The sequence below is a fragment of the Pseudalkalibacillus sp. JSM 102089 genome (assembly GCF_041366475.1).
Lineage (GTDB): Bacteria > Bacillota > Bacilli > Bacillales > Guptibacillaceae > Guptibacillus > Guptibacillus hwajinpoensis_B.
Genome location: NZ_JBEWYW010000017.1, coordinates 25,930 through 38,686 on the forward strand (window position 1 = coordinate 25,930; position 12,757 = coordinate 38,686).

Consider the following 12,757-nt stretch of genomic DNA (forward strand, 5'->3'; position numbering starts at 1 on the left):
AAATTATGAGATTCATCCAAAATCGACTTTAATTCGCATTCATTGGCTGTTTTACTGCTTGCTTCACTTTCTTTAAGACTTTCTCAACAAGCTGTAGGTGAGCTTTTGTATCAAGACCTCTTCCTTTCACCGTTACCTTCACTTTATTTCCATCTGCTCCTAAAGCTAACTTATTTCCAAATTCATTCGCTACTTCAAAAATTGTTTCCCCACCAATCGCCTCTCGAGCCGATTCATGGAATAGAAGTTGAATATCTTTTTTACTTCGGCCAACTTTCTCAACCTTAACTTCTTTGGCAATCTCTTTCATGCGGGAGACTTGGAAAAGATAGTCCACTTCTTCAGGAAAATCACCGAAGCGATCCATCATTTCATCTTGTAAGTCCATAATATCTTTCAACGATTCAATTGATCGGAAACGTTTATACATATCGATTTTCTGTTTCTCATCGTTAATATACGTACCAGGAATATAGGCATCTACTTCAAGGTCAATTTCAACGTTAAATGCCTTCTCTTTTGGTGCATCACCTTTTCTTTCTTCAATGGCATCTTTTAACATTTGAGAATATAAATCAAAACCTACTGAATCAATAAATCCATGCTGCTCCGCACCTAGAAGGTTACCAGCACCTCGAATTGAAAGATCTCGCATCGCAATTTTAAATCCAGAACCTAGCTCAGTAAATTCCTTAATCGCTTGAAGACGTTTTTCCGCTACTTCGGTTAAAACCTTATCCCGTTGATAAGTAATATAAGCATAAGCTACTCGGTTGGAACGCCCAACGCGACCACGTAGTTGATAGAGCTGAGAAAGCCCCATTTTATCCCCATCATATACGAGCAGTGTATTGACATTCGGAATATCAACGCCTGTTTCAATAATCGTTGTACTTACAAGAACATCGTAATTCCCATCAAGAAAATCAATCATCACAGACTCAAGCTCCGTCTCAGTCATTTGACCGTGTGCAAAACTGACTCTTGCTTCAGGCACTAGTGTACGAATTTGGTCTGTCATATATTCAATTGATTCCACTCGATTATAAAGAAAATAGACCTGTCCCCCTCGAGCAAGCTCTCTTTCAATTGCTTCTCGTACAAGGGTGCCGCTATATTCAACCACATACGTTTGAACCGGGAAGCGATTCTCAGGCGGAGTCTCGATTACGGATAGGTCCCTCACACCTAACATCGACATATGAAGCGTTCGTGGAATTGGCGTTGCAGTAAGAGTAAGCACATCGACATTCGCTTTTAACTTTTTAATTTTCTCTTTATGTGTTACTCCAAACCGCTGTTCTTCATCCACAATAAGTAATCCAAGCTCGTTATAGGTGACGTCCTTTGATAAAAGACGGTGCGTACCAATAACAATATCAACGGTCCCATTTTTTAATCCTTTTAACGTCTCATTTTGCTCCTTACGTGAGCGAAAACGACTTAATAAGCCAATGTTAATCGGGTGATCTGCAAAACGCTCTTGAATCGTAGCAAAATGCTGCTGAGCTAGAATTGTAGTTGGAACAAGCAAGGCTACTTGCTTTCCGTCCATTATAGCTTTAAAAGCGGCACGGATACTGACTTCTGTCTTACCGTAACCAACATCTCCACAAAGTAATCGATCCATCGGACGTGTTTTTTCCATATCCTCTTTAATTTCTTGAATGGCTCTAAGCTGGTCGTCTGTTTCTTGATAAGGGAAGGCAGCTTCAAATTCTCTTTGCTCTTCCGTATCTTTCTCAAAGCTGTGACCAACGCTTGCTTCACGTTCTGCATACAATTTAATTAAATCGTCTGCAATATCTTCAACGGAAGATTGTACTTTACGTTTAACTTTCTTCCACTCTGTTCCACCAAGCTTATATAGCTTTGGTTCTTTCCCTTCAGATCCAACGTACTTCATCACCTGATCAATTTGTTCAACTGGTACATACAGGTTGTCATTACCAGCGTAGCTCACATACAGATAATCCTTGTGAATACCACTCACTTCAAGGGTTCGAATACCGAGGTACTTTCCTATCCCATGATTCACGTGAACGATATAATCGCCTACTTTTAGTTCTGAATAACTCTTGATTCGCTCCGCATTAGACATCTTTTGAGAACGGCGCGGTTTTTTCGACTGCTTCGTAAACACTTCCGCCTCTGTTAGAACGGCTAGTTTCTGCATCGGCAGTTCAAATCCACCATTAAGACTTCCGATTAATATTTGTGGCTGTTGATGAGAGATCGGCGTATCTTGTTCGACCATCATCGCATTAATCTCATAATCCTCTAGTACACGTTCAAGTCGTTTACGTCTTTCTTCCGTTGCTGCAAGAAAGACAATCGCCATACCGCTTTTCTTCCATCGTTCAATCTCAGTACTTAATACTTTCATCTGACCATGGAAATTTTGCATCGCTTTACTTGAAGCATTAATGATATTCTCAGGATTAGTATAAGGAACATGTCGTAAGAAAATTGATAAATAGATAGTTGAGTGTACAGGCTTCGAGAATAACGTATCATAAGATCTCGATAGGGAAACAGACGAGACAATCTCTCCTTGATTGAGAAGAGCTGTTTGCCATTCTGCTTCTTCCTTATCCAGATCAGTTGACATTTCCTGAATGCGACTCACTTCATCAAAAACGACCAAACCATCTTCGGGTAAATAGTCTAGCAAACTCGCAGGTTGATCGTAATAAAAGTCCATGTATTTGATAACACCCTGGAAATTTTGCTGGTTTTTCAATTGATCAATTTCGTAAGTAATGTTTTCATGCATTGCTTCTTTTACTTTCTGATCCTTCACTTTCTTTAAGGAACTCTGAAGTTCTTTTTGAAGACGTTCTGCCCCTTTTTTATAGTGCTCAGGGAATAAAACAACTTCGTCTGCTGGCCCAATCGTAATTCGTTCTGTTTTGTTAGCAGAGCGCTGAGACTCGATGTCAAAAAATCGAATCGAATCAACTTCGGTATCAAATAACTCAATTCGTATTGGGCTATTTTCAGTCAATGGATAAATATCTATGATACCACCACGCACACTGAACTCCCCCGGTGAAGATACCATTGGTACTCGTTCATAACCCATCGCTACAAAAGTAGCGAGTGTTTCATCTAAAGGAATATCGTCGCCTACTGCAAACGAAATCTGACTTCTTTCCCAGATACTCTTCGGTGGTAAATATCTTCTTACCCCCGAGATCGGGGCAATCACAATACCATTGTTATTTTTCATCCAATAATTTAAAGCTTCCATTCGCTGCCCTCTTAATTCCGGGCTAGCAATCGCGATTTCCGAAGAAATGAGTTCATTAACTGGGTATAAGTAAACTTCGTCTGGTGAAACAAGCTCACACATGTCTTCATATAGCTTTTGAGCTTGATATAAATTATGGGTAATAATCAGCTGGGGGCGCTTTGTTTCATGATAGAGAGAAGCCATTAGGAACATCCGAGCAGAACCAGCTAGCCCTGCAACAAGTTGTTCTTTAAGACCCTCTTTCACCCCGGTAAAAACGGACTGGAATTCATCGCCCTTACTAAAATATTCTCTTAAGCCTAACATCGGTAGGTTATTCTCCCCTCTCACTCTGAAAAGCGCAAGCGCACATGTAGTCCCAAGAAGCGCTTCCACCAATTAGTCAAAACAGATCTTGATTGTTTTGAAAAAGGCGAAGCAGCCCATGGGACCTGGCACTGAAGCTAGACTTCTCTTAAATTTATATTCTATAACACAAACTAATCTTTATAATCATTCTGTTAACGCAAAAATGCTTTGGACGAACTCCCAAAGCTTCTTACTGAATAAATGTATCAAGCTCATGAAAAGAAGGCGTACGCTCCATAGCTTCATGACAATCTTCACAAATGGCTTTCACTTCAATTGTACCATCGTGGTGGTAATGAACCATTGCTTGCCGCTCCTCTTCAGTGAGCTGCTGAAATCCGAGTTCATCAGCTGTGTGGTTCATCTGTGACAGTCTTCCAATCTCAGCTCTACAGTGACGACATACGTAATGAATATCCATAACAGATCCTCCCTGTTCCTAACTTTTACTAGTATGGACGGGAGAATAGAAGGATATTCACGTGTTATATTGATTCATTACTTCTGGGAAAGACGTTGTTGTCCACGCTTCACAAGCTTTGACCGTCTGTTCAATGGCAAGCTGAATTGGCTCTGCCTCTTCTTTAGAGAATGGCTTTAGAACGTAGTCAATGACGGACTGTCTGGCAGAACGATCAATTCCTATACGCACTCTCTTAAAATCTTGAGTATGAATGTGTGTGATAATTGACTTCATCCCATTGTGACCGCCAGCGCTACCTTTTTGACGAATTCTCACTTTACCAGTAGGAAGGTCCAAATCATCGTAAATGACTAACAAATCATTCACTTCAATATTAAAGTATTCCATCAAAGGACGTACCGATTCACCTGACAAGTTCATATATGTTTGCGGTTTTAAGAGGTACACTACTTCTCCGTTTACTACACCTTTCCCATAGATCCCCTGAAATTTCTTCTGATCTAAAGATATGCCTAAGTCTTTCGATAGCTGATCAATAGCCATGAATCCTACATTATGTCTTGTATTATCAAATTTCTTCCCCGGATTACCGAGGCCTACAATTAATTTCAACAGCTGACGCCCTACCTTTCATTACTTTTATTCTATCCTATCAAAAATGCGACCACTTATTCACCTGTTAGCTCATTATCTTGAAAAAAAGACGTAACCCGTTCGGTTACGTCTTCGAAGTTTATTCGGTTTTCGTTGTTTCATCATTAGTTTTTTCTTGATCTGCTGGTGGCTCTTCAGCCACTTCATCAGCTTCTTCTTCGTCTTCAGCAGGTTCTTCCGTCGGAGGAACAATTGAAGCAATTGGCTCTTCAGCGTCTAAAAGAATTTCGTATTTATCTCCTTTTGGAAGATCTCCCGCTTGAATAGCATCTCCAATGTTAAGTTCAGCAATACTAACGTCGATGCTATCAGGGAAATCGTTCGGCTTCGCTTTTACGAGAATCTCGTGAAGCATTTGCTGAACAACGCCACCCTCTTTGCTACCTGCAGCTTCGCCAGTCAAATGAACTGGAACCTCTGCTTCAACTTCCTTGTTAAGGTCAACTGAATAGAAGTCTACGTGAAGAACTTGATTCTTGATTGGGTCGACTTGCATGTCGTAAACCATGACTGGATAAGTGCCCTGTCCTTCAAAGTTCAATTCAATAACGCCGTTTTTTCCGACCTGACGATATACTTTAATGAACTCTAAAGCGTCAACCTGTACCGGTGCGCTTTTGCGGTCTTTACCGTAAAGAACAGCCGGAAGACCTTCTTCTGTTTCGCGTAATGTTCTAAGTTCACTTCTTTTTTTCGTATTACGATCTAATGCTTTTAATGTTGCTGCCATTTGAAATCACCTTCCTGATTAGGTTTTACTCTTCTATATGGATACCCATAATCACGAGGCAATAAACATAATTTATTTAATCAAATAATTTACTTACAGAAAGTTGCTCATGAACACGGATGATTGCTTCACCAAGAAGAGGTGCAACAGATAGTTGTGTGATTTTATCGATTTGCTTATCATGCGGAAGCGGAATCGTATTTGTGATAGCAAGTTCCTTAATTTTAGATTGATCGATGCGTTCAATAGCTGGTCCTGATAAAACAGGGTGCGTACAGCATGCAAATACTTCTGTCGCTCCATTTTCGATCAATGCATTGGCTGCTAAGGTAATTGTACCGGCCGTATCAATAATGTCGTCAATAATGATTGCCGTTTTTCCTTCAATATTACCTACAATATTCATGACCTCTGCTACATTTGGACGTGGACGACGCTTATCAATAATAGCAATTGGTGCCTTTAGTCGCTCAGCAAGCTTGCGAGCACGAGTTACACCGCCATGGTCTGGAGATACGACAACAATATCTTCAAGGTTCTTTTCTTCAAAGTGTTTAGCGAGAGTCGGAACCCCCATTAATTGATCAACAGGAATGTCAAAGAATCCTTGAATCTGAGAAGCATGAAGATCGAGTGTAATGAGTCGAGTTACTCCAGCAACTTCAAGTAAGTTTGCAACTAATTTCGCCGTAATGGGTTCACGAGACCTTGCTTTACGATCCTGACGTGCATATCCATAATAAGGGAGTACAATATTAATTGTTTTAGCTGAGGCTCTCTTTAGCGCATCAATCATGATAAGAAGCTCCATAATGTTTTCGTTTACTGGAGCACAAGTTGATTGGATTACGTAAACGTCACACCCACGAATACTCTCTTCAATGTTAATCTGGATTTCCCCATCGCTAAAGCGAACAACAGAACATTTCCCCATCGGAACACCAATATGTTCTACGATCTCTTCTGCAAGATCAGGATTCGAGTTTAAACTAAACACTTTCAAGTTTGGATCTAAATAATTAGCCATTGGCCGGTACCCCTCCATTAATTAGTAAGAAAAGCGCGAGCGTCTTAATCAATCCAAAACGATTATGCATTGGAGTAAGACACCAAGAGTTCAAGCTTTCTTATCTTCTTAAAATTAACTATCCTTCTTTTTCGTTGCGTAGTCTTCTTTATTCGTCTGACGAGAACGAGCAATTGATAGCGCCTGTTCAGGAACATCATCTGTGATCGTCGATCCAGCAGCAACTGTTGCACCTTTACCTACCGTTACAGGGGCAATCAAATTCACATTACATCCAATGAACGCGCCATCTTCAACTTTTGTTAAGTACTTTTTCTTACCATCATAATTTACTGTAATAGAACCACAACCAAGATTCACATCTTTACCAATTTCAGCGTCGCCAACATAGCTTAAGTGGGAAGCTTTGCTACTATCACCCATAACGGATTTCTTTACTTCAACGAAGTTTCCAATCTTCACTTCGTTTCCAATTTGTGAAGCTGGACGAACGTGTGCGAAAGGACCAATATTGACAGCATTTCCTACTTCGCTATCATGAATAACCGATTGTTTCACAACGCTCTTATCTCCAACTTTACTATCCTTAATTTCAGAGTTAGGGCCGATCTTAGCTTCATTACCAATAGTAGTTCTGCCAGTTATAGTGGTTCCTGGATAGATAACAGTATCTTGACCAATCACTGCTTCTGAAGAAATATATGTTTGATTGGGATCAATTAACGTAACGCCATTACGCATATGTTTCTCATTAATTCGTTTTTTCATCGCAATTTCAGCTTTTGAAAGCGCGACTCGATCATTTACGCCCATTGTTTCATCAAAATCTGCTGTTTGATAGGCGCTTACGATCTCACCTTGCTTTTGAAGAATTTCAACAACGTCTGGAAGATAATACTCTCCCTGAGCATTTTCATTCTTAACGAGCTGAAGCGTCTCAAAAAGGGTTTTGTTATCAAAACAGTATGTACCTGTGTTAATTTCCGTTACTTTCTGCTCAGCTTCACTTGCGTCTTTCTGTTCGACAATTCGTTGAACACTTCCATTCTCATCACGGATAATTCGACCGTATCCAAATGGATTATCCGCATCTGCTGTTAGAATCGTAGCTTTTGCACCCTGATCTTCATGATAAGTCAATAGCGCATCCATTGTTTCTTTCGTAATTAAAGGGGTATCTCCACATACGACAAGGGTGACGCCATCCTTATCGGATAGGGTGTCTTGAGTCTTCATCACAGCATGCGCTGTACCAAGCTGTTCTTCCTGGAGGACATAATTCACTCGACTACCAAGCTGGTCACGAACCTTTTCAGCGCCGTGACCGACGACAGTTACAATGTTTTGGAGCTTAAGTTCATCAAGTTGATCAACAACATGCTCTACCATAGGCTTCCCACAAACGGGGTGAAGCACTTTATAAAGCTTTGATTTCATCCGTGTTCCCTGACCTGCTGCTAGCACAACTGCAAATCTATTCATGTATATGGTTCCTCCATTGTATCCTATTTTTCCACTTTGACTATATCTCAAAAACCCCTCATTTTCAAGGAAGTTCCCTAAATCCTCAGCATATAAAAAGTTGGAAAAGAAAGGTCTATGACTTTTTTCTAAATGAAGCGAAATTTTTGGTCAAATAAAAAAGCCCGGTCAGTTGACCAGACTTTTACGATTAGGAAGCTCCAGCTTCCTCATAAGCAGCTTCCATTTCACCAACACGGTGATATTCAGCTAACACAGCTGTTTGAATCTTTTCCCTTGTATTCGAGGAAATTGGATGAGCGATATCGCGAAACTCTCCATCTGGAGTTCTTTTGCTTGGCATCGCTACAAACATGCCGTTATTCCCATCAATGACGCGAATATCATGAACGACGAATTCATGATCCATTGTGATGGAAGCGATTGCGCGCATGCGTCCTTCCGTATTCACACGACGTAGGCGAACATCTGTAATTTCCAACTTGAGTGCACCACCTTTTTCCATTAATTAGAGCATATATGCACTATTCAACTTCTAGTTATTAATTCCTTCTTCTAAATATAAAAAATGTTATAAAAATTTAGTTGCTTTCATCCTAAGATTCTATTCCAGAATAAAAAATCGATTGAAACAAGCTAAATTAATCACCTTAGTGACATTCACTCCAAGAACTTAAATAAGTCAGATAAAAGTTTCATAAATAAAAAACCCACTCAGCGGATGAGTGGGTTCAATTGATTAGCCTACTAGGGCAATTACTTCTATTTCGATAAGGGCATCTTTTGGAAGACGCGCAACTTCAACACAAGATCTTGCGGGTTTATGTGCATTGAAATATTCACCATAGATTTCATTGATCGCGCTAAACTGGTTCATGTCTTTAATATAAACTGTAGTTTTTACGACATTCTCGAGTGAAGATCCGGCAGCTTCTAGAACAGCTTTCACATTTTGAAATACTTGATGAGTCTGGTCTTCTATCGCTCCATCAATGAGCGTTCCATCTGCTTTAAGCGGAATTTGGCCAGAGCTATAAAAGATGTTGTTCACGATCATTCCTTGTGAATAGGGGCCAATCGCTTCTGGTGCTGATTTCGTATAGACTGTCTTCATTCGTTCTCCACTCCTTCTGTTAATGGCGTAAGAAATTTCTTGTAATTCCCTGGCGCAACCTGAATCGATCGCTCTTTCATATCGACTCCACCAAGGTTCATCATAGATACGTACTCTTCAACTAGTCGTTCTTCGCCTTCACCCTCAGCCTCAACAAGCACTCCAATTCCAGCAACGTCTGCTTGAAATTCTTCAAGCAAATTAACCATTCCTTGAATTGTTCCACCAGCCTTCATGAAATCATCTACAATCAATACGTTCGCTCCTGGTTTCAAACTTCGACGAGCAAGCGCCATTGTTTGAATTCGTTTTGACGATCCTGATACATAGTTAATACTTACTGTTGAGCCTTCAGTGACCTTGCTATCGCGTCTAACAATGACAACCGGAACGTTAAGATGACTTGCAGCAGCATACGCAAGGGGGATTCCTTTCGTAGCAACAGTCATCACACAATCAATTTTACGATCAGCAAAAACAGACGCAAATAAGCGGCCAACCTGATTCATAATTTCCGGATTACCGAGGATATCTGTTAAATACAAATAACCACCCGGAAGAAGACGATCAGGACTTTCTAGAAAATCGCATAGTTCGCCAACGACACGATCTGCTTCTTCTTCACTAATAAGGGGCATGTATCTTACGCCTCCAGCTGCACCTGGAACGGTTAATAATGATCCAACACCCTGTTGTTCAAAATTCTCTTTAATGATGACTAAATCCTCACTTATAGATGATTTAGCCGCCCCATATCGCTCTGAGAAATAAGTTAGTGAAACTAACCGGTGTGGATGCTCTAATAAATACCTTGTCATATCCACTAGCCGAGAACTTCGTTTCATCTTCATAGAAGAACCTCCAAAAAATCCGAATAATTAATCATAATATATCACTAATGTACGGATTTATTCAAGGGTTCTTCTCACCTAATAGACGTACCGCATAAACTTGACCACAGAAACCTCTTAAACCGTTATAAATTCGTTGCATGCGCGATTCATGTCGCGTAAGACCAAAGACGGTTGGCCCACTGCCACTCATTAGCACACCGTCTGCTCCGAGGCTTTCCATCTTTTCTTTAATTTGACGTACTTCAGGATGAAGTTTCAATGTAACATCCTCGAGAACATTACCAAGGCGCTGACATATCGCTTCATAATTTTTTTCCTCTATTGCTTGCATCATTCCTCTTACGTCTGGATGGTTCATCTCTGCTGTTTTAAGGCGTCGATATACATCTGCTGTCGATACCCCAATAGAAGGCTTAGCAAGAATCACCCAACAAGGAGGTGGTGCATCCATTGGCTGAATAATTTCTCCACGTCCTTTTGCAAGGGCAGTGCCACCATATACACAAAACGCAACGTCTGACCCTATCTCAGAACCAATATTAGCAAGCTCATCATAAGTTAAACCTAATTGCCAAAGCTCATTAAGTCCTCGTAATGCCGCGGCAGCATCACTGCTTCCTCCAGCAAGACCAGCAGCAACTGGAATTTGCTTATCAATCTTGATCGATAAACCCTGCCGAATATTGAACTTTTTCTTTAATAATGCTGCAGCTTGAAAAGCTAAATTCCTTTGATCGTCTGGGACAAAACCGCTTGTTGATTCAATAACGATTTCATTTCGTCTCAATTCCGTTAACTCAAGTCGATCTGCAAGATCGACATTCGTCATAACCATTTCTACTTCATGAAAGCCATCAGGTCGTTTATGAAGCACATCGAGTGCTAAATTTATTTTCGCCGGTGCTTTCACACTCAGTTTTCTTTTCATCTCGTTCACCTACATTTTCGTCCTACCGTTCGACATTTTAACTTACTGTGAATTATTGTAACACAACAAGCCTAAAAGAAAGAAACGGAATAGGATGCAACCACGGAAGAGTTTAACTTCTCTGCAACAAAAAAAGAACCCTGACTATTAGTCAGAGTTCAATCGTCACAGGGTTCAGTGTTTTGGTTGGTTTGCAAGTTGCTCCTCAGCTAGTTGAATAGCACGCTTCACGATGTTACCTGCATCGCGAGCTTTTATTCCTCCCCAACCTTCTTTCTGAACCGTATCATAAAAACCAAGCTCTTTCGCAATTTCTTCTTTCAATTGATCAGACATAATCCCTTTACGTCTTGCCATGCGAATCAAGCTCCTTTCTATCCTGTAACACTCTTAGTGTGAGGATCGAAAGCCATCGCTATACTGCAAATATGTAACCAAAAGAAGGAGAAAAATTATTTATTCCCAAATAAAGCAAAAAAGCAGTTAGACCATTTGCCTTAACCGCTTACTGCCGCTTGTTCTTCATTAAATGTAATTTGTACTGTATCTGTTAGAATATCTGTGTAGCTGTATGACACACGCTCAAATGCGTTCGTGTCCTGATCCAGCTTAACAATGAACACTGCCGGGTAGGTTTCTTCAAGGATGCCTGAACGTTGAATTGTCTTTCTGCGACCTCCGTTTGCCTTTAAGGTCAACCGTTTGCCAACCTGAGATTGTAACGTTTGTTTGATCTCAATAATCGTTTTTGCCATCGGAACCTCCACCTCACTTAGACAAATTATAACATCTTTTGCACCATCTTGTCAAATAAAACTTAAATTATAACAACGAAGCAAAAACAATGTCAATTGTTATTTACTGATGATGTGTATTTTTATTGTTTCTTAATTTGTCGAAAAATATGTATACTCATTGAAATATGCTGGTTATCTCATGTTTCGCAAAAGAACATTTCTCTATTCTAGTCCCTTTCAACAAGCATATTTTTTTATTAAAACTGACATAAAAAAGCGAACGGATGGATATGTATTCCACCCGCTCGCTTACTCTGAATAATCCTCCTGGTCCTTCATAGGCATACCTGTACGTAGAATTCCTCTAGTTTCTACTCCACCAAGTCCATCTTCACCAGTCAACGTGTTTCTAAGAGCGTCCCAAACATTAACGTGATCAGTAAAAGATGTGAGTGCAATTTTGGATACGATAAAAACTGGATCAAGCATGTGAATGTTAATTCGAGCTGGAGAGCTTGCAAAATTAGCCCCTGCACGAATGAGTGACTCAAAATGAGACTGACACGCTCCAGCAAAAATAACAAGGTGATCAAGATTCGGAAAAACACTTCTCACTTCTTTTACAGCTCGAACAAAGTACCGTGAATTTCGATACGATTGAAGATCCTTTTTCTCGCCTTTATGTTTTGTATACGCATCATGCCCTGTGATAACCAAAATATCTGGTCTAACATTGTTAACTAATTTGATAATATTCTCCGGTATTTCGCTCTCCTTCATATATAGCCCATAAACCGGGACGCCAAGACGCTTATACATTTCCAAACATTTACTAAGGTATAGTGGATCCCCGTCAATATGAAGAATTTTTCCCGGGAGTTCAAAAAAACTTGTTTCTTTCTTGAAATGACTAGTTGCCGAATATTCTCGCTTCATTCGCAACAGTTGATAGTCTTGTCGAAACAAACGAAAGGAATAGTCTTCTTTCTCTTTGGACTGCTCCCGTCTCATTTTGTGTTCATTGGAGTCAATTACCACTAGATCGTCAAACGGGGCATCTGCGATTAGCCTCATATCCTCGCCCACGAGCTCCGCTGACTTACTTGACTCATTCATCCTTGTCACTCGAAAGATTAAGTCACAGCCATATGAACGCCTGGCAACGATATCTCCTTCTTTCATCGTCATTATCTTCCCTCCACA

General features: G+C 40.3%; 13 protein-coding genes. All 13 read right to left on the minus strand.

The window, feature by feature from the left end:
* Positions 1 to 28 precede the first annotated feature (28 nt).
* The 13 genes from mfd to yabG all read right to left on the minus strand — a co-directional run bounded on the left by mfd (position 29) and on the right by yabG (position 12,742).
* Positions 29 to 3,562, minus strand: a complete 3,534-nt coding sequence (mfd, locus tag ABVF21_RS21230; RefSeq protein ID WP_371018923.1) for a transcription-repair coupling factor — start codon at positions 3,560 to 3,562, stop codon at positions 29 to 31.
* A 232-nt stretch (positions 3,563 to 3,794) separates the two neighbouring features.
* The gene (locus ABVF21_RS21235; protein WP_283153210.1) at positions 3,795 to 4,025 is read right to left on the minus strand and encodes an anti-sigma-F factor Fin family protein; all 231 of its coding nucleotides are present in this window, start codon (positions 4,023 to 4,025) and stop codon (positions 3,795 to 3,797) included.
* Between the two features lie 57 nt (positions 4,026 to 4,082).
* Positions 4,083 to 4,640, minus strand: coding sequence for an aminoacyl-tRNA hydrolase (gene pth / locus ABVF21_RS21240; protein WP_303536050.1), 558 nt, complete (start codon positions 4,638 to 4,640; stop codon positions 4,083 to 4,085).
* 121 nt (positions 4,641 to 4,761) lie between these two features.
* The gene (locus tag ABVF21_RS21245; protein ID WP_303536048.1) at positions 4,762 to 5,412 is read right to left on the minus strand and encodes a 50S ribosomal protein L25/general stress protein Ctc; all 651 of its coding nucleotides are present in this window, start codon (positions 5,410 to 5,412) and stop codon (positions 4,762 to 4,764) included.
* 76 nt (positions 5,413 to 5,488) lie between these two features.
* Positions 5,489 to 6,439, minus strand: a complete 951-nt coding sequence (locus ABVF21_RS21250) for a ribose-phosphate diphosphokinase (protein WP_194222596.1) — start codon at positions 6,437 to 6,439, stop codon at positions 5,489 to 5,491.
* 114 nt (positions 6,440 to 6,553) lie between these two features.
* Positions 6,554 to 7,921 carry a bifunctional UDP-N-acetylglucosamine diphosphorylase/glucosamine-1-phosphate N-acetyltransferase GlmU gene (glmU, locus tag ABVF21_RS21255; RefSeq protein WP_303536046.1) on the minus strand — a complete coding sequence of 456 codons (1,368 nt, stop codon included), beginning with the start codon at positions 7,919 to 7,921 and terminating at the stop codon, positions 6,554 to 6,556.
* A 190-nt stretch (positions 7,922 to 8,111) separates the two neighbouring features.
* On the minus strand, positions 8,112 to 8,402 hold the full coding sequence (spoVG, locus tag ABVF21_RS21260) for a septation regulator SpoVG (protein ID WP_098445913.1): 291 nt from the start codon (positions 8,400 to 8,402) through the stop codon (positions 8,112 to 8,114).
* 258 nt (positions 8,403 to 8,660) lie between these two features.
* Positions 8,661 to 9,035 carry a RidA family protein gene (locus ABVF21_RS21265; RefSeq protein ID WP_194222594.1) on the minus strand — a complete coding sequence of 125 codons (375 nt, stop codon included), beginning with the start codon at positions 9,033 to 9,035 and terminating at the stop codon, positions 8,661 to 8,663.
* Entirely contained in the window at positions 9,032 to 9,886 is an 855-nt protein-coding gene (purR, locus tag ABVF21_RS21270) for a pur operon repressor (protein WP_194222593.1), read from the minus strand. The genes ABVF21_RS21265 and purR overlap by 4 nt, the downstream gene beginning before the upstream one ends.
* A 61-nt stretch (positions 9,887 to 9,947) precedes the next feature.
* Entirely contained in the window at positions 9,948 to 10,817 is an 870-nt protein-coding gene (ispE, locus tag ABVF21_RS21275; RefSeq protein WP_371018924.1) for a 4-(cytidine 5'-diphospho)-2-C-methyl-D-erythritol kinase, read from the minus strand.
* A 174-nt stretch (positions 10,818 to 10,991) separates the two neighbouring features.
* Positions 10,992 to 11,174: a small, acid-soluble spore protein, alpha/beta type gene (locus ABVF21_RS21280; RefSeq protein ID WP_194222591.1), complete on the minus strand. Its 183-nt coding sequence runs from the start codon at positions 11,172 to 11,174 to the stop codon at positions 10,992 to 10,994.
* 140 nt (positions 11,175 to 11,314) lie between these two features.
* A complete protein-coding gene (gene veg / locus ABVF21_RS21285) occupies positions 11,315 to 11,572 on the minus strand; it encodes a biofilm formation stimulator Veg (RefSeq protein ID WP_098445908.1) in 258 nt (85 codons plus the stop codon).
* A gap of 291 nt (positions 11,573 to 11,863) precedes the next feature.
* Positions 11,864 to 12,742 (minus strand): sporulation peptidase YabG, encoded by an 879-nt coding sequence (gene yabG, locus ABVF21_RS21290; RefSeq protein WP_194222590.1) that lies wholly within the window; start codon positions 12,740 to 12,742, stop codon positions 11,864 to 11,866.
* Between the last annotated feature and the right edge of the window lie 15 nt (positions 12,743 to 12,757).

Bases quoted from the DNA above. Each gene is read 5' to 3' on its own strand.
- mfd (WP_371018923.1), bottom strand. From the start codon at position 3,562: ATGTTAGGCTTAAGAGAATATTTTAGTAAGGGCGATGAATTCCAGTCC.
- ABVF21_RS21235 (WP_283153210.1), bottom strand. From the start codon at position 4,025: ATGGATATTCATTACGTATGTCGTCACTGTAGAGCTGAGATTGGAAGA.
- ABVF21_RS21245 (WP_303536048.1), bottom strand. From the start codon at position 5,412: ATGGCAGCAACATTAAAAGCATTAGATCGTAATACGAAAAAAAGAAGT.
- ABVF21_RS21250 (WP_194222596.1), bottom strand. From the start codon at position 6,439: ATGGCTAATTATTTAGATCCAAACTTGAAAGTGTTTAGTTTAAACTCG.
- glmU (WP_303536046.1), bottom strand. From the start codon at position 7,921: ATGAATAGATTTGCAGTTGTGCTAGCAGCAGGTCAGGGAACACGGATG.
- ABVF21_RS21265 (WP_194222594.1), bottom strand. From the start codon at position 9,035: ATGAAGACAGTCTATACGAAATCAGCACCAGAAGCGATTGGCCCCTAT.
- purR (WP_194222593.1), bottom strand. From the start codon at position 9,886: ATGAAGATGAAACGAAGTTCTCGGCTAGTGGATATGACAAGGTATTTA.
- ispE (WP_371018924.1), bottom strand. From the start codon at position 10,817: ATGAAAAGAAAACTGAGTGTGAAAGCACCGGCGAAAATAAATTTAGCA.
- ABVF21_RS21280 (WP_194222591.1), bottom strand. From the start codon at position 11,174: ATGGCAAGACGTAAAGGGATTATGTCTGATCAATTGAAAGAAGAAATT.
- veg (WP_098445908.1), bottom strand. From the start codon at position 11,572: ATGGCAAAAACGATTATTGAGATCAAACAAACGTTACAATCTCAGGTT.
- yabG (WP_194222590.1), bottom strand. From the start codon at position 12,742: ATGACGATGAAAGAAGGAGATATCGTTGCCAGGCGTTCATATGGCTGT.